The following is a 23714-nucleotide window of genomic DNA, read 5'->3' on the forward strand; positions in this document are numbered from 1 at the left end:
CCATCATGAATGAAAAACGATTGACTCATTTGCAGCAACTGGAAGCCGAAAGCATTCATATTTTACGTGAAGTCGCGGCTGAGTTTGCAAACCCGGTAATGCTTTATTCAATAGGCAAAGATTCATCCGTCATGCTTCATCTAGCGCGAAAAGCGTTTTATCCGAGTAAATTGCCATTTCCGCTGTTACATGTTGATACTGGGTGGAAGTTCCGTGAAATGTATGAGTTTCGCGATAAAACAGCGAAAAATTATGGGTTTGAGCTTTTAGTTTATCGTAATCCAGAAGGGGCTAAACTGGGGATCAATCCATTCATACATGGTAGTGCAAAGCATACTGATATCATGAAAACAGAAGGATTGAAGCAAGCGCTCGATAAATATGGTTTTGATGCGGCATTTGGCGGTGCAAGACGTGATGAAGAAAAGTCACGAGCAAAAGAAAGAATCTATTCTTTTAGAGACCGCTCTCATCGCTGGGATCCCAAAAACCAACGCCCTGAGTTATGGCATAACTACAATGGACAAATAAATAAAGGTGAAAGTATACGTGTCTTTCCTTTATCAAACTGGACTGAACTGGATATTTGGCAATATATCTATTTGGAAAATATCGACATCGTTCCCCTTTATTTTGCGAAAGAACGCCCTGTGTTGGAGCGTGATGGCACATTATTAATGGTCGATGACGACCGTATTGACTTACAAGCGGGCGAAGTCATTGCTAAACGTAAAGTTCGTTTTCGCACTTTAGGATGTTGGCCATTAACTGGAGCCGTTGAATCACAGGCAGAAACATTACCTGAGATTATCGAGGAAATGCTGATATCGACAACCAGTGAGCGTCAAGGCCGATTAATCGATAGCGATCAGTCAGCATCAATGGAGCAAAAAAAGCGCCAAGGGTATTTTTAAGGGGGGGAACGTTATGGCAGATGTCGCATACAATGAAACAATTGCGGAGCAAATCAAGCAACAAGGTGGTGTGGAAGCTTATTTGTTAGCGCAACAGGAGAAAGGGCTATTACGTTTCCTGACTTGCGGGAATGTGGATGATGGAAAAAGTACGCTCATTGGTCGCTTACTTCATGACACACGGCAAATTTATGAAGATCAACTTTCTGTTCTGCAAAATGACAGTAAACGTATAGGAACACAGGGGGAAAAGTTAGATCTTGCGTTGCTGGTGGATGGTCTTGCAGCTGAACGTGAGCAAGGCATCACTATTGATGTCGCATATCGCTATTTCTCCACGCAAAAGCGTAAATTTATTATTGCAGATACGCCTGGGCATGAGCAATATACCCGAAATATGGCAACGGGCGCATCGACATGCTCACTTTCTATTTTGTTGATCGATGCTCGAAAAGGTGTTCAAGAGCAAACGCGACGTCATAGCTTTATCAGCACGTTGCTGGGGATCCGCCATTTAGTGGTTGCCGTCAATAAAATGGATTTGATGGACTATAGCGAAAGCGTATTCGAAAAAATTAAACAAGATTATCAGTCTTTTGCGACTGAGTTGCCTATCGACCTTAATGTATGGTTTGTGCCTATTTCGGCACTTGATGGCGATAATATTGTTAATAAAAGTCACAATCTACCTTGGTATCAAGGTGAGACGTTACTGCAAATTTTAGAGAATGTTCAGGTTCAGCAAAAAGCCTCAGAGCAAGCATTACGTTTTCCCGTTCAATATGTGAATAGGCCTAACCTTGATTTTAGAGGTTATAGCGGCACCTTATCTTCAGGAATAATTCATATTGGGCAGTCTGTTAAAGTGCTTCCTTCTGGGCAGTTATCGCGAATCAAAGATATTGTCACTTTCGAGGGTTCACAACATGTTGCAATACCCGGTGAAGCCATCACGTTGGTCTTGGAAGATGATATTGATATTAGTCGCGGAGATTTAATTGTTGCCGAGGATGATACGCTAACAAGCACGCGTCAAGCGCTTATCGATGTTGTTTGGATGTCAGAACAACCATTGGTGCAGGGACAGCAGTTAGATATCAAAATTGCAGGCAAAAGAAGTCGAGCGAAGGTAGAAAATATTCAATATCAAGTTGATGTGAATAATTTGACGCAAAAGGTCGCGACTGAGTTACCGCTAAATAGTATTGGCCTTGTTGAATTCTCGTTTGATGAACCCCTGTTATTGGATAATTATCAACATAATGCGGATACCGGCGGCATGATCTTAATTGATAGGTTAACGAATGTTACAGCAGGCGCGGGGCTCGTTCGTGAAATTAAAGCAGATTTCATTGGGCAAGATGATCACTTTAGTGAATTTGAAATCGAGCTGAACAAGTTAATTAGGCGCCATTTCCCTCACTGGGGAGCTCGTGATTTGCTGGGTGGAAAATAACTATCATGGATTTGATTAATGAACATATTGTGTGGCATCCACATGCCATTACGCGTCAATTTAGAGAGCGAGCGAATGGCCATAAGGGGGCAGTGCTATGGTTTACGGGGCTGTCTGGCTCAGGTAAGTCAACATTGGCTGGTGCAATTGAACAAACATTAGCCGAGATGGAGATTAAGACTTACTTGCTTGATGGTGATAACGTACGCCATGGATTATGCCGCGACCTTGGTTTTAGCGAGGAAGATCGGCAAGAGAACATTCGACGCATTGGCGAAGTGGCTAAGCTGATGGTTGATGCTGGACTGATAGTTGCGACAGCGTTTATATCTCCTTATCGAGAGGACAGACAACGGGTTCGTGAATTGTTTGAAGCAAATCAATTTTTTGAATTGCACGTAGCAACACCAGTAGACATCTGTGAACAACGCGATCCAAAAGGGCTGTATAAGCAAGCGAGAGAGGGGAAGATAACGCATTTTACAGGGATTGACTCTCCGTATCAGGAGCCATTACAGCCGGAGTTACGCATTGATGGACGGCAGCCCATCGCTGATTCAATAACGCAAATTCTCCACCTGCTGAAAACTCAACAAGTTATTAAAACCTAATCTGTTATTCTCAAAAAGATGTTGCTGAATGGCCTTGAGTAGCATCTTTTCATCAACGACGCCGTTAAATCACATTTAATGGTATCTTCTTTTTACTTTCACGCTGATAAAATAACCTTTTTCTATTAAGATGTTGCACGAAAGTACAATCAATATTGTATTGGCGCTCGTATTTTTGTTGGCAAATTTCACTTGGATTGGTAATAGTGATTTTTATGATTCAAGGTACCCTATAATTTGCTAGTGAGAAACGGAACAAAAACAGCGTGATCAACACTAAGTTGAGTGAATTTTAATCATATAATATGTGATTTACTCTGACTTTTATGACATTACTTTCTTCTTAGTAGCGTCATGAGCTGAGTTATGGGATGATTAGCAAATCATTTCAGGGGGCAGAATGGGCAAATTAACGCTTCTATTAATCGCAGTATTAGCTTGGACGCAATATTCTCTATGGTTAGGAAAAAATGGTATCCATGATTATGTGCGAGTAAAAGACGATGTTGCAGCGCAAGAAATTATCAATTCTCGCTTAAAAGTGCGTAATGAGCAGTTATTTGCTGAAATTAATGACCTAAACGATGGTCAAGATGCGATTGAAGAACGAGCTCGCACAGAACTCGGAATGATCAAACCTGGCGAATCATTTTATAGAATGGTCAAAGAAAGTAATAATCAGAAAGCATCTAATAATCAATAAATAACGTATTTGCTCATGAATTATTATCGCGATTGGCCATTAATTTCGATGTAAGATCCAACATAATGAATAACTCAATCATTGGGGAAAACCCGCAAATTGTTGCAATAATTCCCGCGGCAGGTATTGGCAGCCGTATGAATGCTGATTGCCCAAAACAGTATTTACAAATCGCAGGGAAAACAATCATTGAACACACGATTAGTGCATTGTTACTCAACCCTAGCGTCACCCATATCGTTGTCGCACTCAGCCCGGATGATGATTATTTTGCTAAGCTTGATATTGCACAAGATCCGCGAGTGACCACAGTAAACGGTGGAAAAGAGCGCGCGGACTCAGTGATGGCGGGGTTAAACCTTTTAGCCAAAAACGAAAGCATGCAAAATAAGTGGGTGTTGGTGCATGACGCAGCACGTCCTTGTTTGCATCAAGATGATTTAAATAAAATTATTCAGCTATCAACAAAAGAGTGTTGTGGCGGAATTCTTGCTGCGCCTGTTAGAGACACAATGAAGCGGAGTTTTAAAACGTCTGCTCTTATTGATCATACAGTTGAACGTGAAGCATTATGGCATGCATTAACCCCACAGTTTTTTCCATTATTGTTATTGCGGGATTGTTTAAGTAAAGCTTTGAAAGAAAATGCGGTTATCACAGATGAAGCCTCTGCCCTTGAATATTGTGGTTATCAACCTGTATTGGTTTCAGGGCGTTCAGATAACTTAAAAGTGACCAGACCAGAAGATCTTGCTCTGGCAGAATTTTATCTTTCTAAAATGAAATAAAAGGAATAAATCATGAGAGTTGGGCACGGGTTCGATGTACATAAGTTCGGTGGTGATGGTCCCATCATTATTGGTGGGGTTCGTATTCCATATGAACAAGGTTTATTAGCTCACTCTGACGGTGATGTTGTATTACATGCAGTAACGGATGCAATTTTAGGGGCTGCTGCACTCGGGGATATTGGTAAATTATTCCCAGATACCGATCCGGCCTATAAAGGTGCTGATAGCCGTGTGCTACTAAAAGAAGCTTATCGTCATGTACGTGCAAAAGGTTACAGTATCGGTAATATTGATGTCACTATCATGGCACAAGCCCCTAAAATGCTGCCACATATTCCACAAATGCGTGTCAATATTGCAGAAGACCTAGAATGCCATATGGATGACATTAATGTTAAAGCGACGACAACTGAACAATTAGGTTTTGTTGGTCGTAAAGAAGGTATTGCATGTGCTGCGGTAGTATTACTTGTTAAAGATAATGGTAGTGAAAATCATGAATGTACAGTACCTGCATGGTAAGCCGCTATCATTCGGTAAACTAAAAAGTCAGCCTGAAGACTTCATCGTTAAGGAAAACTTAGGTTTTGAGCTTGATGGAGAAGGCGAGCATGTTATGGTTCGTGTTGAAAAGATTGGCTATAACACGCTATTTGTTGCCGAGCAGCTCGCTAAGTTCGCAAAAATTTCAGCAAGAGCAGTAAGCTATGCTGGCTTAAAAGATCGCAATGCGATGACGGAACAATGGTTCTGTTTGCAGATGCCAGGTAAAGAAACACCTGATTTTTCTTTGTGGCAACTTGATGGCTGTCGAGTGATTGCGACAACGAGACAAAAAAGAAAATTGCGCATTGGCACCTTGAAAGGAAACCAATTTGAATTGACCATTCGGGAGATTTCGGATCCTGACGATGTCGAATTGCGTTTACAGAAAATAGCAGAGCAAGGCGTTCCTAACTATTTTGGTGAACAACGCTTTGGTCGAGATGGACAGAATTTAACTCAAGCGTTACGCTGGGCAAATCAAGAAATTACTGTTCGTGAGCGCAACAAACGTAGCTTTTACCTGTCAGCAGCACGCAGTGCGATGTTTAACCACGTGACGAGTGAGCGTATTGCGAACCAGACCGTCAATCAAGTGTTATTAGGTGATGCTCTTCAATTGACAGGGCGTGGCAGTTGGTTTGTGGCAACGACAGAAGAATTTTCTTCATTACAACCCCGAGTTGATACATTTGAACTTAGCATCACGGCACCTTTGCCCGGTGATGGTGAATTAGGTACGCAAGAAGATGCGCTAGCCTTTGAGACGGGTTGCTTAGAGAATTATCGCGCCTTGATAACATTGATGAAAACGGAACGGGTATCCTCAACACGTAGGGCGATGATGATGAAACCTCAAAACCTTCAATGGCAATGGGTTGATCAAACGACATTAAAAATGTGTTTTTTCCTTAATTCGGGAAGTTTTGCAACGAGCGTGGTGCGAGAACTTATTAATCAGGATAGTGCCGATGCTGAAAATTTTATTGAGTAACGACGATGGTGTGACAGCCCCTGGTATCCAAACACTGGCAGCTGCTTTACGCCAATATTATCAGGTGCAAGTGATTGCACCTGATCGTAATCGTAGTGGTGCATCAAACGCATTAACTTTAGATAAACCTTTAAGGATCCAAACACTGGCTAATGGTGACCTTTCAGTACAAGAAGGTACGCCGACAGATTGTGTTTATATTGGTGTTAACAAAGTGGTGAGACCAAGGCCTGATATTGTTGTATCTGGCATTAACTGTGGTCCTAACCTTGGGGATGATGTCATTTACTCAGGTACCGTTGCGGCAGCGACGGAAGGTCGACACTTAGGTTTACCTTCCATAGCAGTTTCTCTTGATGGTGACACGCATTTTGAAACCGCCGCAAAAGTGACTTGTGACATATTGGCATTGTTACAAAAAAATCCATTGCGAGCAGGCAATATATTGAATATCAATGTACCTGATATTCCTTACAATGAAGTGAAAGGGATTAAAGTCACTCGTTGTGGCAGTCGTCATGCCGCCTCTGAGGTTTACAATCTCGAAGATCCTAAAGGTAATATGCTGTATTGGCTTGGGCCAGTGGGGGAAATCCGCGATGCAGGGCCTGGTACCGATTTTGAGGCGGTATCGCAAGGTTATGTCTCCATTACGCCTTTACAAGTGGATTTAACAGCTTATAAAGCACATTCATTGATTGAAGAGTGGCTAGAGAAATCAGGAGTGAAAGTAGAATGAAAACAGGGCTCATGAAAGAACTATTGGCACAGTTACGCCAACAGGGAATTCACGATGAGCGCCTATTAGACGCTTTATCACGAGTTCCGCGTGAACGTTTTGTGGATGAAGCGCTTTCACATAAGGCCTATGATAACATCCCATTACCTATAGGTTATGGGCAAACTATTTCTCAGCCTTATATTGTTGCTAAAATGACCGCATTGCTTGCGGTTACACCGCAAGATCATGTTTTAGAAATAGGCACAGGTTCTGGCTATCAAACGGCTGTTTTAGCGCATTTAGCGGATCATGTTTTTTCAGTCGAAAGGGTGAAGAGTTTACAATGGACGGCGAAACGCCGTTTTAAACAACTTGATTTGCATAATATCTCTACTCGTCACGGTGATGGTTGGGAAGGATGGCAATCAAAAGGGCCTTTTGATGCGATTATCGTCACCGCAGCACCCAGTGAAATTCCTCCTCGGCTATTACAGCAATTAAAAGAAGGTGGACGTTTAGTTTTACCTGTTGGGGATAAAGACCAAGCCCTCAAGTTGATTATTCGTCGAGGAAATGATTATCACGCAAATGTCATAGAGAAAGTGCGCTTTGTTCCTTTAGTTTCAGGTGACTTAGCTTAGCGATTTAGTGGCGATGATCTTCGACAAAATATGACCTGGACTGCTCTAAAACTGAGTAAGTCGCATTTTCTATTAAGTCATAATCTCAAATTGTTATATTTTTGATATATTTGGCTTGTTCAATAATTTATATTTCTGTTTTAATAAGCCAAATACTTTTCGTTTAAGAGTTTTAATGTTCTAAATAATTCAAGCTGTAGCTAGGTGATGCAGGGCCTATAAAAGAGGTGACCTATGCGCATAAACCTAGTTAACAATGCTGCAACTTGAAGTATGATGAGAATAATAGGCTCGAATGTTTTACTGACGCAAATTTAGTTGTGATGTCAGATTTTTCTTCACGGGAGAAGATGCATGAAAATTGTTAGCCCAATAAACAGAATTCGATGGGCGGTGATCTTTTCATTTGGCGGGGCATTACTGGCTGGATGTTCAACTCCGTACCATACAGCAGCGCCGATTACTAGCGTAAATGAAGGTCAAGGAAATCAATCAAGTCAACAAACAGTTCAAAGAACACCATCAAGCAATAGTGGTGGGACGAGTATTGCGATGCCTTCTTCACGGCCTAATTTGTCTGCAAATTCTTCATCATCTGTTCGCACGTCGGCCCCAGTGAATATGGATGGACAAGGCCGTATTATCTATAACCGTGACTATGGCAGTATTTCAAAAGGCAGTTATAGCGGTAGTACTTACACGGTACAGCGTGGCGATACGTTATTCTACATAGCGTATATAACGGGCAATGATTTCCGTGAGTTAGCATCGAAAAACAATATTCCAGAGCCTTATAGCCTAAATGTTGGGCAGGTGATCAATATTGGTAATGGAAATGTGAACTCAAACGGACAATTAGCATCAAATTCATCAAATAGTAACCAGCAACCGGTTGATCTTCGAACAACTAATGCGTATCCTGCAAATGGAAGCGGTCAAAATACGGGTAAAATGTTGCCTAATAATAAGAAGCCTGCAACGCAAGTTTCTACAGCAACAACCTCGACTGCTTCTACAACTTCTACGACGACAGCAAGCAGTACAAATAGCTCATCGATAAAATGGCGCTGGCCAGCAGAAGGGAAAATGATAGAAGGTTTCTCTGATGCGCAAGGTGGAAATAAAGGCATTGATATTGCCGGTTCACGAGGCCAACCTGTACTCGCTGCTGCTCCCGGTAAAGTGGTATACGCAGGAAATGCACTACGTGGATATGGAAATCTTATAATAATAAAACATAACGATGACTACCTAAGTGCTTACGCGCATAACGATACGTTACTTGTGCGTGATCAGCAGGATGTCGCTGCTGGGCAAAAAATTGCAACTATGGGTAGCACCGGTACAAGCTCGGTTAGGCTACATTTTGAAATTCGTTACAAGGGAAAATCAGTAAACCCGCTGCGCTACTTACCGCAGCGATAAACTGGGCAGAATGCAATGACATTCTGTCCTCATTATCAAGGGTAGGAGTCACTGATGAGCCAAAGTTCGCTGAAAGCTAACGAGTTATACAATGACCTCGACGACAGCATGATGGATGATGCTTTTGATGAGAGTCAATTCAAAGAAGAGGATCTGGTTGCAGAACTAGACGATGAAATGGACTTATTCCAGAGCACGAATTTGCGTGTTCTGGATGCAACCCAAATTTATCTCAGTGAAATTGGATTCTCTCCGCTCCTGACAGCTGAAGAAGAAGTTTTCTATGCTAGGAGAGCCTTGCGTGGTGACATTGCTTCACGTCAACGCATGATAGAAAGTAATCTTCGCTTAGTTGTTAAGATCTCTCGACGTTATAATAATCGGGGCCTAGCATTACTTGATCTCATTGAGGAAGGTAATCTAGGGTTAATTCGCGCAGTTGAAAAATTTGATCCTGAAAAAGGTTTCCGTTTTTCAACATATGCGACGTGGTGGATACGCCAGACGATTGAACGTGCCATCATGAATCAAACCAGAACCATCCGCCTCCCTATTCATATCGTCAAAGAGCTCAATATTTACCTTCGAACCGCCCGAGAATTAGCGCAAAAACTTGATCATGAGCCTAGCGCTGAAGAAATCGCCGAACAGTTAGATAAGCCAGTAGAAGATGTTAGCCGTATGCTACGTTTAAATGAACGTATTACCTCGGTTGATACGCCTATTGCCGGTGATTCTGAAAAATCTTTACTTGAGGTTCTATCTGATGAGAATGAATCAGGCCCAGAACATACAATTCAAGATAACAACTTAAAAGAAAACATTGTGAAGTGGTTATTTGAATTGAATCCTAAACAGCGTGAAGTATTAGCACGACGTTTTGGTTTATTGGGTTATGAGGCAGAAACGCTCGAAGAGGTTGGTCGAGAAATTGGATTAACACGGGAAAGAGTACGTCAGATTCAAGTGGAAGGGTTAAGAAGGTTAAAAGATATTTTACAAGGTGAGGATCTTTCTTTGGAAGCCTTATTTAATATGTAAAAATCGTTAACAGTAGATTATCAAAGCCCTCAGCGACAAACTGAGGGCTTTCTTTTTATGGATAATATGTCAAAAGAGGTTTGTCACCTTAGGCTTTATATTGGCGCACCACTATGAAATTTGAAATCATTATCGGGAGACAGAATAAGCTGTGCTTCGATAATACCGAACATTTTAACGCGGTCACTGATATCTGTTTTACTGATAGATTGTGCTAGTTGCAGATAATCTTGATAGTGTCTCGCTTCCGAACGCAATAATGAGACGTAGAAATTAGCTAAATCATCATCTAAAAAAGGGGCTAGCTTAGCAAAGCGTTCACATGATCGGGCTTCAATATAAGCACCAATGATCAGTTTATCGACCAATGTTTGCGGCTCATGCCCACTCATATGGCTAAACAGACCTTTAGCATAACGGCTTGCTGTTATGCCATCATAAGGAATATTTCGTTGGTGCATAATTTCTAACACTTGATAAAAATGATGAAGTTCCTCTTTAATCAAGAGTACCATTTTATCAATTAAATCTTGGCTATAAGGAGACTGTTTTCTTGCTAGGATCTGTTTTGATACTTGGTTTTTATGCTTTAAAGTATCAACATTTCCTATACGATCGTAGGCAAAGTCCTCATAAGGTTTAAACCAAGCAAGCAGTGTCGCGGCACTCTCTTTATCAACGGCATATTTACGGATCAAAAACATTGCGCTTTGCGCCGCTTTTAATTCACATAAAAGGTGGTCTTTTAAGAGTATAGGTAAACTTTCAGGCTCACTTGCTTTTTTAACCCAACTATCAGGCGTTTCACAATGTAAAAACGCGCTGATAGGCGCCAGTAGCTCAGCGTGATCTTGCATACTACTTATCCATTTCCTTTAAACGATATAACCAATCTAATGCTTGTTTCGGTGTTAATCTATCAGGGTCGATAGTCTCTAATGCACTGAGAACTGGTGACGGTTCTTCAGGCGCTAAAAAGCTTAATTGTGCGCTATCAACATGGCTAGCATTGGTATTATTGGAAATGAACTCTAGCTCTTTAAGTTTTTGTTTCGCGCGTTTAATGACCTCTTTAGGCACGCCCGCAAGAGAAGCAACAGCGAGACCATAACTTTTGCTTGCCGCACCTTCTTGAACATTATGCATAAAGGCAATGGTGTCACCATGTTCCATCGCATCTAGATGGATATTAACAGCACCTTCTAATTTCTCAGGTAGTGTTGTTAATTCAAAATAATGGGTTGCAAATAAGGTCATCGATTTTATACGATTGACTAAATTTTCTGCACAAGCCCAAGCTAGAGATAGACCATCGTAAGTTGATGTTCCACGGCCAATCTCATCCATAAGGACCAAACTGTGTTCAGTCGCATTATGTAAAATATTAGCGGTTTCGGTCATTTCAACCATAAAAGTAGAACGCCCAGAGGCTAAATCATCTGAAGCACCAACGCGCGTAAAAATACGGTCTACAGGGCCAATAACGGCTTTAGTCGCGGGAACAAAGCTACCAATATAAGCAAGCAAAGTAATCAACGCAGTTTGGCGCATATAGGTACTTTTACCCCCCATATTGGGCCCCGTGATGATGAGGAGCCGGCGTTGCGGAGACAGTGAAAGCGGATTAGAGATAAATGGCTCGCTGAGTACTTGCTCTACGACAGGGTGACGACCTTCAGTAATATGAATGCCCGGTTTATCTGTCAGTTGTGGGCAAGTGTAGCCAAGCGTTTCAGCTCGTTCTGCTAAGTTGTTCAATACATCTAGTTCAGCTAGTGCTTCCGCACTGATTTGCAAATTGGCTAAATGGGGCAAAAGCATATCGAATAGCTCATCGTAAAGCGCTTTTTCAATCGCTAATGCTTTGCTTTTCGATGTTAGTACTTTGTCTTCGTACTCTTTTAATTCGGGAATAATATACCGTTCAGCGTTTTTCAGCGTTTGGCGGCGTACATAATGAATAGGGACTAAATGGCTCTGACCTCGACTAACTTGAATAAAATATCCATGCACCGCATTGTAGCCAACTTTTAGCGTATCAATGCCGAGCTTTTCTTTCTCTCGAATTTCCAGTCTATCAAGGTAATCTGTTGCTCCATCAGCAAGCGCTCTCCACTCATCCAGCTCACTGTTATAGCCGGGGGCAATAACACCGCCGTCACGTACGAGCACTGGGGGGGCATCAATAATAGCGCGTTGTAACAGATCTTGTAATTCATCAAACTGATTAATACGTTTTTGTAAGCTTTGTAAATATTCGCTGTTGGATTGGCTGAGAATTTGATGAATTTCGTGGTATTGCTCAAAAGCGTGGCGCATACGCGCTAAATCACGGGGACGAGCTGAACGTAATGCTAATCGTGCGAGTACACGCTCTAAATCACCAATTTGGCGAAGTAGGGGCTGTAATAACTCAAAGCCACACTGTTGTAGCGCCGTGATAGCCTGTTGACGATTATTAAGGGTTTGAATATGACGTAACGGTGTATGTAGCCAGCGTTTTAGCATACGACTCCCCATTGGGGTTACACATAGGTCTAAAATGGCTGCTAATGTATTTTCTGTTCCACCCGATAAATTTTGGGTGATTTCGAGATTACGGCGCGTTGCCGCGTCAAGAATAACACTATCGGATTGCCTTTCCATGATAATGCTACGGATATGGGGCAGTGCAGTGCGTTGTGTATCTTTAACATATTGAAGAAGACAGCCTGCTGCTCGTAGCGCTCTGGAAGCATTTTCAACACCAAAACCAATAAGGTCTTTTGTGCCGAATTGTAGACCTAACTGCTGCTTCGCTGTCTCTAATTCAAATTCCCATAAAGGACGACGACGCAGCCCTTTACAGTTCTCAATCAGAGTCATACTGGTAAAGTCTTCAGGATAGAGTAACTCAGCAGGACGAGTGCGTTGTAATTCAGCTTGTAAGGCTTCTTCATCATCGATCTCACTGATCATAAACCGGCCTGAAGTAATATCTAAGGTGGCAAAGCCATAACCCTGTGGCTCTTGCCAAATTGCAGCCAGTAAATTGTCCTGACGCTCATTCAGTAATGCTTCATCAGTAATTGTTCCTGGGGTCACAATACGTACAACTTTTCGTTCAACAGGCCCTTTACTGGTTGCTGGGTCGCCTATTTGCTCACAGATTGCAACAGATTCACCCATTTGCACTAATTTTGCCAAATAGTTTTCCGCGGCGTGGTGCGGAACTCCCGCCATAGGTATAGGCTGACCCGCAGTTTGCCCACGCTTAGTCAGTGAAATATCTAATAATTGAGACGCCTTTTTGGCATCATCAAAGAAAAGCTCGTAAAAATCTCCCATACGATAGAACAGCAGTATATCGGGATGTTGTGCTTTTAGTTTTAAATACTGCTGCATCATTGGTGTATGGGATTCGAAATTTTGGTTGTCAGTCATAGCATTATCTGTTGTTACTTAATGAGTTTATGGAGTTTTACGAGTATTATTACCTGATTGCATTTTACTTATCACTGTTACAGTATCACAGAGTTAGCCCAATTAGTGATTCAGCGTTGGCCTATTGTATAACGTCTTGTTAGAAATTCATCCGCAAACATGGATATGAGTAAAAATTTAGGAAAAGATTCGCAGAAATTAGGTTAATAGAAAAAGAGTCTGTGCCAATTTGGCATGACTCTACCTCAAATTGTACGTTGTCTCTCTCGTGAATGTTCGGAGAAAATGGCTGTTTTTAACCAGTAATAGCCTTAAATTTTATGTTTAAGTGTATTTAAAAATTAGCCACTTTACCCGTGAGCTTATCTTCCGTGACCAGTGGTTGAAATTTATTCATCTGAATATAGCGAGTCTAATGAAGAGCGCAATTTATGCGCAAGCTCTGGGGCGACATATTTCCCCGTAATGATTTCAATATATGAGGCACTATCATGTGATTCAGCTTGAGTAATAGCTAAGTCAAGTTCATCACTGCAAGTGACTTTTTGACAATACCAATCATGGCAGCCGAGTGCCGCAGGTAATTGAGCATAATTCCACTGAGCAATATCATTGAAATAAGCATCGGGATTTTTACATATGAGTCGCTCGAAGAGGTATCCATCGTTATTAATGATGAAGATGATGGGTTTTAATCCAAAACGGGCAAACTGACAGATTTCTTGTGCGGTTAATTGGTGTGCACCTTCTCCTGTGATTAATACGACCCGACGATGCGGTGCAGCTAAAGCAGCTCCAAATGCAGCGGCAGTAGACCATCCGATAGACCCCCATAATGCTTGGTTATAGAATTGAGCGTTTTTCGGAAGTTGTGCAGAGAGTAATCCCATTAATGACGTCCCTGTATCAGTAATAATAATATCGTTCTCTTGAAACATTTTTTCCAATCGAGAGTAGAGGTATTCAGCTGATATTAATTCATTATCGGTGACGGGGGTCTCACCTAAAGGTTGAACACTAGGGGGCATTTGATGGAAAACAGGGATTTGTTCTTGCAAAGCGTTAAGCACATCTTTCATATAAACGTGAGGGTAGTGATTAGGACCAATATTGACATGATCTGGCATAATGCTGATATGGTTTTCGACGGGAATATCCGCGGTAAAACAGCCTGTATTCATATCCGTCATCATGACGCCAATACTCATAATGCAATCACTACTTTCAACATATTCATAAACATGTTGATTCATTAATTTACCATAGTAGGCTCCCATATAATTGGGGGTTGTTTCACTTAATACTCCTTTATCCATAATCATAGAAGCATAAGGCAGATTGGATTTATTGATTAGGGATAACACGGCATTTTCGAGCCCTAAACGCGCAATTAAAATCCCTGGGAGTACACTTATTTTTTTACTGTTTGTCAGCTTATTTAAGATAGCGGTAATTACGACAGCCAAATTTTCCTGATGACTTTTGGGGGTACTTATCGCTGGTGGGTATGGCATATCTGTATGGATTGCCATTTGTGCATAATCGGCTGGAATGCCAATATAAACAGGCCTACGCTCAGATAAAGCGCATGTAATTAATCTTTTTACTTCCTCGACACAATTTTCAGGGGTAAGAATTGCCTGTGCACAGCTCAATGGCTGATACATTTTATAGAATAGAGTATGGTCACTATGGCCGAGTGAATGATGAATTAATTTTTGGCTTTGTAACATTCGACTTGAAGGCATGCCCACGAGATGAAAAATAGGCAAATATTCGGCATAAGAACCTGCAATGGCATTAATCGCACTTAATTCACCAACACCAAATGTTGTTGAGAGTGCAGCGATACCTTTTACTCGGGCATAACCATCTGCGGCATAGGCAGCATTTAATTCATTACAACAACCAACCCAGCGTAGTTCGTTATGCTCACAGACAGCATCATTAATTGGAAATGAATAATCTCCAGCAATACCAAAAATGTCACTAATACCTAAATCATAGAGCTGCGACAATAAATACTGTATAACTGTTTTTTTCACTTTTCTCTCCATTAATTATTTAATAATGGTTAATAAGCAGTCTTTTGTGGACGGTTTCAATATGAGTTATTCGATGTGATCCGCGTTGTATAAATGAAATAATATAATAAAGCGTAAAATATAAATTAGGAGGTAATCTTTTGTTTGTTAAGTACTAATAATATTTCTATTCTTGAAAGGAGCGTACAGATATGATGGTGTGTGTCATTGACAAAAAACACGTAACTTATTAGTGTCCTAGAAAATATAAATCAATTAATTTTTAGGATGGCTTGACGATGAATAGATTGAAGGTTTTATTTTTATCTTTAGCCTTATTAAGTCCAATCGCTTTTGGTGCAACGGAGATTAATTATACTAAATCTCTTTATTTAAAATTTGCTGGCACAGTAAATGTTGTCATGAACGATGGTGTATCGGCAGATTATGTAAAAGCTATTTCTCAAAAGGCAGATGAGAAAGGGGCCGAGTATTTTGTTATCACTTCCATTGAATCTGAAGGAAGCGGTAATGATGTCTCTGTTACAGCAAGCCTATACAAAAAATAGTAATGATAAGTAGTCGCATCTAATAATATATATTTTTACTATATAGTATGGTGTTGTTCTATATAGAATAGAAACTCTTTTGTATATCGTATTTTTCAGAGAATAAAAAACGCCTTTAGAATAAAAAGGCGTTTTCATTAATAATGGTGAGTAAAATTGGACAGTTGCTGTTAATAAAAATTAATTTTGCGCAGCGATAACCATAATTTCCACAAGCACTTGTTCTCTCGCCATATTCGCTTCCACTGCCGCACGTGCAGGACTATACTCAGCTGGCATCCAAGATTCCCAAACCGTATTAAATGCAGCAAAGTCACGCTTCATATCCTTAATCCATACTTGAGCAGAAAGGATTCGAGTTTTATGACTATGACTCGCAGCTAGCAAAGCATCTATTTTTGCGAGAACTTCTTGGGTTTGAGAGGTAATATCACCAGATAAATCAGTTGGAACTTGCCCTGATAAATAAACTAAACCTGCATATTCAACGCTATCTGCTAAACGTGGTTTGGGATTATTACGCTTTATCATATTTGTATTACCTTGTTAATCCAGTTAAAGAGATTGGTGAAGTTTTTCCTGAAATTAATTGATTAAGGATCTCTGCACTTCCCGCTGCTAATGTAAAGCCTAGACTACCATGGCCAATATTTAGCCAAAGATTATCGTATTCAGTTTTACCTAACATAGGGGGGCCTTTGGGGGTCGATGGGCGCAATCCGCACCATGTTTCGGCATCATCGAGATGCGTCAATTCAGGAAAGGTTTTGCTTATAATATTTTTTAGCGCAAGAATACGGTTATCACGTAACCCTAATTTATCATAGCCAATATCTACCATTGCTGCGATACGAAGCTGTTGATTTAATTTTGCGTAAACAATTTTATTACCGTAATCAGTAACATTAATCTTTGGTACGATGTGTTCTTTTTCTGGGTAGGGAATTGAAAGACTATATCCCTTTAGACCAAGCATAGGTACATGAATACCTAGTGGACGTAATAGTTCTCTACTTCCATTACCTGCACAAACAATGACATCATCACCAAGAATAGTGCTTTGATTAGTTATAACACCTGTGATTCTTTGTTTATTTTTAATAAATGAAAGCACAGCATGTTGTAAACAGAGTTTAAAATCAGCTTGAGTTGATAAGAATTGCAGTAAATTTTTACAGAATAAGTAGCAATCTGCACTTTCATCATCAGGCGCATAAATTGCTCCCTTGAGTTGTGATTGAACATTCTTTAGTGAAGGCTCTAATTCAGTAATTTCAGCAGGAGTTAATACTTTTTGAAATTGGCTATCAATAGTTTCACAAGCTTTATTAAAGCTTTTTTGTTCGCGGTGAATAATTAACTTCCCTGATTTTTCCCAAGCAAAATCACCAATATCACCATTGGTTCGCCAACTATTCATTATTTCTTGGCTGAGTAATGATAAGCGAAGCTGGTGAGCACCATTAATTTTATTAGTCTTTCGGTTACAAGCGAGGGTAAATTGGGTTAGCCACGCCCATTGTTGAAGGGAAAATTGAATTTTTAAATTTAAAGGGGAGTCATCCTTTCCCATCCAACTTAAACCTTGTAATGGCACTCCTGCATCCGCTAAAGGTGCAACATAACGATAGCTAAGTTGCCCACCATTGGCAAAACTGGTTTGCATGCCGACATCAGATTCTGATTCTAATAACGTGACGGCATGACCCGCTTTTATTAAAGCATATGCGGTACTGAGACCAATAACACCTGCACCAATCACCACCACATGTTTTTTCATAATTATCCGCAACCAATAATAACAGGAGAGTTATTATTTAACGGCGAATAAGTTAACTAAACAATTGAGTTTTCATTGCAGGAGTATAACTTTTGGTTAACTACTTTATTTCTTTTTTCTAGGGTCAGTGACAACGTGTTTACATAATTTTGGGCGGCTTTGGTCAAGGGCCTATCTGCACGATGAAATACTGAAACGGCTAAATGTAGATCCTCTTTCAATGGATGGATCATCGATTTTGGTAATGTGTGTTCAGCAGAGAAAATATCCGTAATACTGCAACCTAATCCAGCACGAACAAACTCAGCGGCCATGTGATAAGTATGTACGCTAATATTAGAAACAGAAAATTCATGGTATTGCTGTAATAATTGAGCAAGAGAGTCTGAACCTGGATGGATCCAGCGATTTTGGTCAATATCAGCTAATGAAATCGGCCCTTGGTGCTGTTGGTGATCAACATAAACGAGTGGTATTTCGGCGATAGGTAATACCGTAATACCGCCTTCAATGGATAAATTGAAACCAATACCAATATCTAAGTCTTGCTGAGTTAATAACTGCATAATATCGACAGTATGGTGGGTACCAATTGTCAATTTAATGTTCGGATGTTTTTTTATGAACAGCGCTGTTACTTCAGGAACTAAATTCAGACCAAGGCTTGGTAAACAACCTATCGCCAATTTCCCTTGAGGGTTTTTGGATAAATTTTGTGCTAATATTCTTAGGCGATCTAAATTTCGATAAACTTCTTTTGCTTCATCAAAGAGTAGTAAAGCTTCATCCGTGGGTAATAATTTACCTCTAATTCGTTGAAATAATACTAACCCTAATTGTTGCTCTGCATGTTTTAGCGCTTTACTGGCAGCTGGCTGTGAAATGTGCAAAACTTCCGCTGCACGAGTTAAAGAACCACAAGTCATTACAGCATAAAAGATATCAAGATGTCTTAATTTCATTCTATGTAGCCTACCTACTATTCATTTTGTAGGCATTCTAACGGATAAATAAAAAATAATCAGATAACTGAGTCAATGAATTATTGAATTGTCGGTAATAAGTGCAATTTATAGCGAGGAAAAAGCGAAGTGGTGAACTTCCTCATCTATTTTTTACTATGGGAAGCTCACCAAAGAGAAGCGAATTATTAAGTGAAGTAAGTACCGATCTCAATAAATATTTTGATCAAAATACTGTTTGAAATATCCACAATAAATGCACCTACCATAGGGACAACGAGAAAGGCTTTATGTGAAGGACCAAATGCTTTTGTCACCGTTTGCATATTTGCAATGGCGGTTGGCGTAGCACCCATTCCAAAACCACAATGACCAGCACTAATAACGGCGGCATCATAATCTTTACCCATCATTTTGAAGGTAACAAAGCAGGCAAATAATACCATGACAACAGTTTGCACAGCGATGATGATTAATACAGGTCCAGCCATACTTGCTAACTGTCCAAATTTTAATGACATTAATGCCATTGCTAAGAACAGTGATAAGGAAACGCTACCTAATACATCGACAGTAGGTTCAAATACTTCATGTTTAAATACATGAGCCAGGATATTACGGATAATAATACCTACGAATAAGCACCATACAAAGGTCGGTAATTGTAGGATAGTATCTTTAAATAACGCGCTAATATAACCACCAACGACGATACAGATAATCAGCATTGAAATTGTTTCAATGACATTATTGGCGTTAATTTTTCTCTGGACACTGGGTTGCTCAAAAGCCTCAACGATAGTGTCACGTTCTTGCTCTGTTGTCTTAGGGATTGTCACTTTTTTCAATAAGTGGCGTGCAACTGGCCCCCCAACAAGTCCACCGAGAACTAATCCAAGTGTTGCGCATGCCATAGCGAGTTCTACCGCACCCGTAACACCATACTTATCCGCTAGAATTGGTCCCCAAGCACCTGCGTTACCATGACCCCCAGTCAAAGTAATTGAACCCGCAATTAACCCAATAAATGGATTTTCATTCATCATAACAGCCATACCCATACCAACGGTATTTTGTATAGCAATGAGGATTGTTACAGCAATAGTGAGTAGTACCAAGGGTTTTCCGCCTTTAATCAGCCGAGAAAAGTCGGAGCTTAAGCCGATAGACGAGAAAAAGGCGATCATCAATAAACTCTGTAATGATGAGTCAAAAGTGAAAGTGTATCCTGACGTTTTATCAACGATTAACAGAATAATAGCAACAATAAAACCTCCCACAACCGCTTCGGGAATATGGTTTTTTTGTAGGAATGGGGTAAATTTGACAACAAACATCCCAATCAATAGCGCGATACATGCGACTAATAATGTATAACTGGCATCTAGGATCATTATTTTTACCTCTATTAGTTTACCAGATTTTTCACTATAACAATTTAACATTAGTGAAAAATTAAATTACTTTGGTTAACTAATATTTAACAATGAGTTTTGTTTGGGTATCCATAACTTTTAGTTAATAGAGAGATAATTTAGAGGTTATTTCACACAGTAAATATGAAAAAATTAAGGCAAATGGAATGGGGTATATTTCGTGATAGGCCTAATCGCATGCGGTTTTGACATAATACTGGATAAATTGAAAAATAAAAAAAGTATAAATAATCATCAATTTTATACTGTGGGTTGGCTGTAATAAGAAGATATTGAGTAATTTAAAGAAGTGTGATGTGTGACATAAAACAGTCTTGTTGTTTTCCTTTATTTCGTTGCTTATCGAAGCGTTTATTTTTGGCTGAACTACTCTGTTCGTAGATAAACAACGGAGAAAAATATGATAGCTGTAATATTTGAAGTACAAATACAACCCAACCAACAAACCCGCTATTTAGCTTTGGCTGAGGAGTTAAAAACCCTATTAACTAACGTATCCGGCTTTATTGCTATTGAGCGCTTTCAAAGTTTATCAACAGAAGGAAAAATGTTATCGCTATCTTGGTGGAAAGATGAAGATGCGGTTCTACAATGGAAAAATCACGTTTTGCATGCGAAAGCTCAACAAGAAGGTCGAGAATCGATATTTAGTTATTATAAAATCAGCATTACTCATCTAGTCCGTGAATATTCATTTAAAAAGGATAATGATAATGTTTGATATCCATGTTGTTTTAGATAATCAAGCAGGTCAATTAGCCTTACTAGGAGAAACATTAGGTCATCATGGTATTGGATTAGAAGGAGGGGGAATATTTACGATTGGCGATGAGTGTCATGCTCATTTTCTCGTTGAACAGGGCGAGCAGGCTAAGGTTGTATTAGAGCAGATTGGATTATCAGTACGAGCGATCCATACCCCGTTAATTCGTCAGTTAAAGCAAGAAAGGCCGGGGGAACTCGGAGAAATAGCACGCGTGTTAGCAGAAAATGGTATTAATATTTTAGTGCAGTACAGTGACCATGCAAATAAACTGATCCTAATAACCGACAATGATAATATGGCCGCATCTGTCACGCTTGCTTGGGCAATAAAGTGAACGACTATGGTTAAATTTCTCATTCAACAAAATATGACTTTTGAATCTGCAATAGCTGCTATAGGTGCGGCGATGTCTGATATTTCAAGAGTAAAAATACTTTGTGCTTTAATGGATGGTCGAGCCTGGACCGCCACGGAGCTAAGTTCTGTTGCAGACATATCTGCTTCAACGGCTAGCAGCCATTTATCTAAATTAGTAGATAGTCGGTTAATTATAGTAATCGCTCAAGGGAGGCATCGCTATTTTCAATTAGCGGGGAAAGAGATTGCCGAATTAATTGAGAGCATGATGGGAATATCATTGAATTATAGTGTGCATGCTAAAATTTCAACGCCTGTGCATTTACGCAAAGCTCGTATTTGCTATGATCATTTAGCTGGAGAGATTGCCGTTAAAATTTATGATTTTCTTTGTCATCAGCAATGGATCACTGAAAATGGTGAAATGATCACACTAAAGGGAATCCAATATTTTCATGATATGGGTATAGATCTACCAACCAAATATTCCCGTAAAGTCTGTTGTGCCTGTTTAGATTGGAGCGAACGCCGTTTCCATTTAGGTGGCTATATCGGCGCTGCGTTATTTACACTTTACCAATCTAAAGGTTGGTTAACTCGGCATATAGGTTATCGTGAAGTGACGATTAACGAAAAAGGCTATGCTGCTTTTAAGACCCATTTTGGCATTTAAGTTGTTTCTCTAATCCATTAATAATAAGTTCAAGGCCAAATAAAAAGGCGGGTTCTGCTCCTTGATTATCTAATAGCTCGATAGCTTGTCGTAGTAATGGGGGCATAGTATCTGTGGTAGGGTGTTCTCGTTCTTCTTTAGCAGCTTGATGCTCTTGATCTTCTAATACACAGCCTAAAGTAAAATGGCCAACGGCACTAAGTGCGTACAATGCGTCCTCTAAAGAAAAACCTTGCTGACATAAAAATGCGAGTTGTTTTTCGATAGTGTCATACTGTTTTGTTGTTGGTCTTGTCCCTAAATGTACTTTTGCCCCATCACGATGGCTTAATAAAGCACATCGAAAACTTTTAGCATTATTACGTAGGAATTCTTGCCAGCTTTCTCCTTCTAAAGGACAAAAATGCGTATGGTGCCTATCTAACATTTCAATGGCTAATGCATCGAGTAAAGCCCGTTTATTTTTTACGTGCCAATATAATGTAGGCTGTTCTACACCCAATTTTTGAGCCAGTTTACGCGTTGTTAGCCCCTCTATTCCAACCTCATTAAGTAGCTCTAGTGCACTATCAATGACTTTGCTTTTATCTAATCTAGCCATTATTAACTCCTAATTTATGATTGACACTCTATCACTGATAGAGTTATTTTACCACTCCCTATCAGTGATAGAGTTGAGTGAAATGAACAAATCAGCAAAGATTGCATTGGTAATTACGTTACTCGATGCCATGGGGATTGGCCTTATTATGCCAGTCTTACCCACCTTATTACGTGAATTTATTGCGCCAGAAAATATTGCCAATCATTTTGGTGTGTTGTTGGCTTTATATGCATTAATGCAAGTTATTTTTGCACCTTGGCTTGGAAAGATGTCTGACCGATTTGGTCGTCGTCCCATTTTATTATTATCACTCCTTGGCGCGTCTTTGGATTATTTATTATTGGCTTTTTCAAGCGCGCTTTGGATGTTGTATTTAGGGCGTCTATTATCAGGAATTACGGGAGCGACTGGAGCCGTCGCCGCATCAGTAATAGCAGATACCACGTCATCTTCTGAACGAGTGAAATGGTTTGGTAGGTTAGGGGCAAGTTTTGGTATTGGACTCATAGCTGGCCCCATTATTGGTGGATTAGCGGGAGATATTTCACCCCATAGCCCATTTTTTATTGCCGCATTTTTAAATATAACGACTTTCTTCTTTGTCATGATTCACTTCAATGAAACTGGAAAAACTGCGGAAGATGCCAATCTTAATAAAGATAAAGAGGCCGTGATTAAATCCGGTTCCGTGTCTATGACGCTCTTTAAAACGATGCCAATTTTACTGGTCATCTATTTTTCAGCCCAATTGATTGGACAAATTCCAGCAACAGTATGGGTGCTGTTTACTGAGAATCGCTTTGGTTGGAACAGTATGATGGTTGGTTTTTCATTGGCTGGACTTGGTTGTTTACATGCTCTATTTCAAGCGTTTATAACTGGAAAAATTGCCAAAAAGTGGGGGGAGAAAACAACGGTACTTGTAGGATTTATTGCAGATAGTAGCGCTTTTATTTTTTTAGCATTTATTTCAGAAGGATGGCTAATTTTTCCTGTTTTAATTCTGCTTGCTGGCGGAGGGATTGCATTACCAGCATTACAGGGGGCGATGTCGGTTCAAGCAAATCATCACCAGCAAGGTGCATTACAAGGGTTATTAGTCAGTTTGACGAATGCAAGTGGTGTTATCGGTCCTTTAATGTTTGCGCTTATTTATAATCAAACTCTCGCTATTTGGGATGGTTGGGTTTGGTTAATAGGATTGATGCTCTATTTGATTATCATTTTATTGTCGATAAGCTATATGCCAAAGCGTGCAAATGCACTTTAAGCATTAATAT

24 protein-coding genes are annotated in these 23714 nt (G+C 40.0%); 16 read left to right on the forward strand and 8 right to left on the reverse strand.

Annotated features, from left to right (window positions below):
- Positions 1-5: 5 nt before the first annotated feature.
- The 11 genes from cysD (at position 6) to rpoS (ending at position 9840) form a co-directional block, all read left to right on the forward strand.
- Positions 6-914 (forward strand): sulfate adenylyltransferase subunit CysD, encoded by a 909-nt coding sequence (cysD, locus tag O7C57_RS05150; RefSeq protein ID WP_154622370.1) that lies wholly within the window; start codon positions 6-8, stop codon positions 912-914.
- 13 nt (positions 915-927) lie between these two features.
- Positions 928-2370: a sulfate adenylyltransferase subunit CysN gene (gene cysN, locus O7C57_RS05155; protein WP_154622369.1), complete on the forward strand. Its 1443-nt coding sequence runs from the start codon at positions 928-930 to the stop codon at positions 2368-2370.
- 5 nt (positions 2371-2375) lie between these two features.
- The gene (gene cysC, locus O7C57_RS05160) at positions 2376-2981 is read left to right on the forward strand and encodes an adenylyl-sulfate kinase (RefSeq protein ID WP_163860784.1); all 606 of its coding nucleotides are present in this window, start codon (positions 2376-2378) and stop codon (positions 2979-2981) included.
- Between the two features lie 400 nt (positions 2982-3381).
- Positions 3382-3684: a cell division protein FtsB gene (ftsB, locus tag O7C57_RS05165; RefSeq protein WP_154622367.1), complete on the forward strand. Its 303-nt coding sequence runs from the start codon at positions 3382-3384 to the stop codon at positions 3682-3684.
- A 65-nt stretch (positions 3685-3749) separates the two neighbouring features.
- Positions 3750-4472, forward strand: a complete 723-nt coding sequence (gene ispD, locus O7C57_RS05170) for a 2-C-methyl-D-erythritol 4-phosphate cytidylyltransferase (protein ID WP_269723739.1) — start codon at positions 3750-3752, stop codon at positions 4470-4472.
- Between the two features lie 12 nt (positions 4473-4484).
- Positions 4485-4997, forward strand: a complete 513-nt coding sequence (gene ispF, locus O7C57_RS05175; RefSeq protein ID WP_154622365.1) for a 2-C-methyl-D-erythritol 2,4-cyclodiphosphate synthase — start codon at positions 4485-4487, stop codon at positions 4995-4997.
- Positions 4963-6012: a tRNA pseudouridine(13) synthase TruD gene (gene truD / locus O7C57_RS05180; RefSeq protein ID WP_163860785.1), complete on the forward strand. Its 1050-nt coding sequence runs from the start codon at positions 4963-4965 to the stop codon at positions 6010-6012. The genes ispF and truD overlap by 35 nt, the downstream gene beginning before the upstream one ends.
- The gene (gene surE / locus O7C57_RS05185) at positions 5990-6751 is read left to right on the forward strand and encodes a 5'/3'-nucleotidase SurE (protein ID WP_163860786.1); all 762 of its coding nucleotides are present in this window, start codon (positions 5990-5992) and stop codon (positions 6749-6751) included. Before truD ends, surE begins: the two co-directional genes overlap by 23 nt.
- Positions 6748-7374 (forward strand): protein-L-isoaspartate(D-aspartate) O-methyltransferase, encoded by a 627-nt coding sequence (locus O7C57_RS05190; protein ID WP_154622362.1) that lies wholly within the window; start codon positions 6748-6750, stop codon positions 7372-7374. Before surE ends, O7C57_RS05190 begins: the two co-directional genes overlap by 4 nt.
- Positions 7375-7728: 354 nt before the next feature.
- Positions 7729-8799 (forward strand): murein hydrolase activator NlpD, encoded by a 1071-nt coding sequence (nlpD, locus tag O7C57_RS05195; protein WP_163860787.1) that lies wholly within the window; start codon positions 7729-7731, stop codon positions 8797-8799.
- 54 nt (positions 8800-8853) lie between these two features.
- The gene (gene rpoS / locus O7C57_RS05200) at positions 8854-9840 is read left to right on the forward strand and encodes an RNA polymerase sigma factor RpoS (RefSeq protein ID WP_154622360.1); all 987 of its coding nucleotides are present in this window, start codon (positions 8854-8856) and stop codon (positions 9838-9840) included.
- Positions 9841-9935: 95 nt separating this feature from the next.
- On the opposite strand, the gene miaE is transcribed toward rpoS, so the two are convergent.
- The 3 genes from miaE to O7C57_RS05215 form a co-directional block, all read right to left on the reverse strand.
- Complete coding sequence (gene miaE / locus O7C57_RS05205; protein WP_154622359.1) at positions 9936-10697, reverse strand: tRNA isopentenyl-2-thiomethyl-A-37 hydroxylase MiaE; 762 nt, start codon at positions 10695-10697, stop codon at positions 9936-9938.
- 1 nt (position 10698) lies between these two features.
- Positions 10699-13263, reverse strand: a complete 2565-nt coding sequence (gene mutS / locus O7C57_RS05210) for a DNA mismatch repair protein MutS (RefSeq protein WP_154622358.1) — start codon at positions 13261-13263, stop codon at positions 10699-10701.
- Between the two features lie 389 nt (positions 13264-13652).
- Positions 13653-15308, reverse strand: coding sequence for an alpha-keto acid decarboxylase family protein (locus O7C57_RS05215; protein ID WP_269723740.1), 1656 nt, complete (start codon positions 15306-15308; stop codon positions 13653-13655).
- A gap of 278 nt (positions 15309-15586) precedes the next feature.
- On the opposite strand from O7C57_RS05215, the gene O7C57_RS05220 reads away from it, so the two are divergent.
- Positions 15587-15856, forward strand: a complete 270-nt coding sequence (locus O7C57_RS05220; protein ID WP_154635558.1) for a DUF1471 domain-containing protein — start codon at positions 15587-15589, stop codon at positions 15854-15856.
- 180 nt (positions 15857-16036) lie between these two features.
- Here O7C57_RS05220 and O7C57_RS05225 read toward each other — a convergent pair whose 3' ends face one another.
- From O7C57_RS05225 to gltS, 4 genes are all read right to left on the reverse strand, one after another.
- Positions 16037-16387: a RidA family protein gene (locus tag O7C57_RS05225; protein ID WP_154623291.1), complete on the reverse strand. Its 351-nt coding sequence runs from the start codon at positions 16385-16387 to the stop codon at positions 16037-16039.
- Positions 16388-16394: 7 nt separating this feature from the next.
- Positions 16395-17636, reverse strand: a complete 1242-nt coding sequence (locus tag O7C57_RS05230; protein ID WP_154623290.1) for a D-amino acid dehydrogenase — start codon at positions 17634-17636, stop codon at positions 16395-16397.
- A gap of 56 nt (positions 17637-17692) precedes the next feature.
- The gene (locus O7C57_RS05235) at positions 17693-18598 is read right to left on the reverse strand and encodes a LysR family transcriptional regulator (RefSeq protein ID WP_154623289.1); all 906 of its coding nucleotides are present in this window, start codon (positions 18596-18598) and stop codon (positions 17693-17695) included.
- A 188-nt stretch (positions 18599-18786) separates the two neighbouring features.
- The gene (gene gltS / locus O7C57_RS05240) at positions 18787-19992 is read right to left on the reverse strand and encodes a sodium/glutamate symporter (protein ID WP_154623288.1); all 1206 of its coding nucleotides are present in this window, start codon (positions 19990-19992) and stop codon (positions 18787-18789) included.
- Positions 19993-20434: 442 nt separating this feature from the next.
- Between gltS and O7C57_RS05245 the strand changes: the two genes are divergently transcribed.
- From O7C57_RS05245 to O7C57_RS05255, 3 genes are read left to right on the forward strand one after another with little or no spacing between them, the layout of a single operon-like run.
- Entirely contained in the window at positions 20435-20755 is a 321-nt protein-coding gene (locus O7C57_RS05245) for an antibiotic biosynthesis monooxygenase family protein (protein WP_154623985.1), read from the forward strand.
- Positions 20748-21134 carry an amino acid-binding protein gene (locus O7C57_RS05250; RefSeq protein WP_154623986.1) on the forward strand — a complete coding sequence of 129 codons (387 nt, stop codon included), beginning with the start codon at positions 20748-20750 and terminating at the stop codon, positions 21132-21134. Before O7C57_RS05245 ends, O7C57_RS05250 begins: the two co-directional genes overlap by 8 nt.
- Positions 21135-21140: 6 nt before the next feature.
- The gene (locus tag O7C57_RS05255) at positions 21141-21830 is read left to right on the forward strand and encodes an ArsR/SmtB family transcription factor (protein ID WP_154623987.1); all 690 of its coding nucleotides are present in this window, start codon (positions 21141-21143) and stop codon (positions 21828-21830) included.
- Here O7C57_RS05255 and tetR read toward each other — a convergent pair.
- The gene (gene tetR, locus O7C57_RS05260) at positions 21808-22431 is read right to left on the reverse strand and encodes a tetracycline resistance transcriptional repressor TetR (RefSeq protein ID WP_154623988.1); all 624 of its coding nucleotides are present in this window, start codon (positions 22429-22431) and stop codon (positions 21808-21810) included. The two genes, O7C57_RS05255 and tetR, sit on opposite strands and share 23 nt — an antisense overlap.
- A gap of 82 nt (positions 22432-22513) precedes the next feature.
- Between tetR and tet the strand changes: the two genes are divergently transcribed.
- Entirely contained in the window at positions 22514-23704 is a 1191-nt protein-coding gene (gene tet / locus O7C57_RS05265) for a Tet(A)/Tet(B)/Tet(C) family tetracycline efflux MFS transporter (protein WP_154623989.1), read from the forward strand.
- Positions 23705-23714: the final 10 nt, after the last annotated feature.

Source organism: Providencia sp. 21OH12SH02B-Prov, from assembly GCF_027362595.1.
GTDB lineage: Bacteria > Pseudomonadota > Gammaproteobacteria > Enterobacterales > Enterobacteriaceae > Providencia > Providencia zhejiangensis.

Excerpts from the sequence above, each read along its gene's own strand:
- cysD (WP_154622370.1), top strand. The coding sequence starts at position 6 with ATGAATGAAAAACGATTGACTCATTTGCAGCAACTGGAAGCCGAAAGC.
- cysN (WP_154622369.1), top strand. The coding sequence starts at position 928 with ATGGCAGATGTCGCATACAATGAAACAATTGCGGAGCAAATCAAGCAA.
- cysC (WP_163860784.1), top strand. The coding sequence starts at position 2,376 with ATGGATTTGATTAATGAACATATTGTGTGGCATCCACATGCCATTACG.
- ftsB (WP_154622367.1), top strand. The coding sequence starts at position 3,382 with ATGGGCAAATTAACGCTTCTATTAATCGCAGTATTAGCTTGGACGCAA.
- ispD (WP_269723739.1), top strand. The coding sequence starts at position 3,750 with ATGAATAACTCAATCATTGGGGAAAACCCGCAAATTGTTGCAATAATT.
- ispF (WP_154622365.1), top strand. The coding sequence starts at position 4,485 with ATGAGAGTTGGGCACGGGTTCGATGTACATAAGTTCGGTGGTGATGGT.
- surE (WP_163860786.1), top strand. The coding sequence starts at position 5,990 with ATGCTGAAAATTTTATTGAGTAACGACGATGGTGTGACAGCCCCTGGT.
- O7C57_RS05190 (WP_154622362.1), top strand. The coding sequence starts at position 6,748 with ATGAAAACAGGGCTCATGAAAGAACTATTGGCACAGTTACGCCAACAG.
- nlpD (WP_163860787.1), top strand. The coding sequence starts at position 7,729 with ATGAAAATTGTTAGCCCAATAAACAGAATTCGATGGGCGGTGATCTTT.
- rpoS (WP_154622360.1), top strand. The coding sequence starts at position 8,854 with ATGAGCCAAAGTTCGCTGAAAGCTAACGAGTTATACAATGACCTCGAC.
- miaE (WP_154622359.1), bottom strand. The coding sequence starts at position 10,697 with ATGCAAGATCACGCTGAGCTACTGGCGCCTATCAGCGCGTTTTTACAT.
- mutS (WP_154622358.1), bottom strand. The coding sequence starts at position 13,263 with ATGACTGACAACCAAAATTTCGAATCCCATACACCAATGATGCAGCAG.
- O7C57_RS05220 (WP_154635558.1), top strand. The coding sequence starts at position 15,587 with ATGAATAGATTGAAGGTTTTATTTTTATCTTTAGCCTTATTAAGTCCA.
- O7C57_RS05225 (WP_154623291.1), bottom strand. The coding sequence starts at position 16,387 with ATGATAAAGCGTAATAATCCCAAACCACGTTTAGCAGATAGCGTTGAA.
- O7C57_RS05230 (WP_154623290.1), bottom strand. The coding sequence starts at position 17,636 with ATGAAAAAACATGTGGTGGTGATTGGTGCAGGTGTTATTGGTCTCAGT.
- O7C57_RS05235 (WP_154623289.1), bottom strand. The coding sequence starts at position 18,598 with ATGAAATTAAGACATCTTGATATCTTTTATGCTGTAATGACTTGTGGT.
- gltS (WP_154623288.1), bottom strand. The coding sequence starts at position 19,992 with ATGATCCTAGATGCCAGTTATACATTATTAGTCGCATGTATCGCGCTA.
- O7C57_RS05245 (WP_154623985.1), top strand. The coding sequence starts at position 20,435 with ATGATAGCTGTAATATTTGAAGTACAAATACAACCCAACCAACAAACC.
- O7C57_RS05250 (WP_154623986.1), top strand. The coding sequence starts at position 20,748 with ATGTTTGATATCCATGTTGTTTTAGATAATCAAGCAGGTCAATTAGCC.
- O7C57_RS05255 (WP_154623987.1), top strand. The coding sequence starts at position 21,141 with ATGGTTAAATTTCTCATTCAACAAAATATGACTTTTGAATCTGCAATA.
- tetR (WP_154623988.1), bottom strand. The coding sequence starts at position 22,431 with ATGGCTAGATTAGATAAAAGCAAAGTCATTGATAGTGCACTAGAGCTA.
- tet (WP_154623989.1), top strand. The coding sequence starts at position 22,514 with ATGAACAAATCAGCAAAGATTGCATTGGTAATTACGTTACTCGATGCC.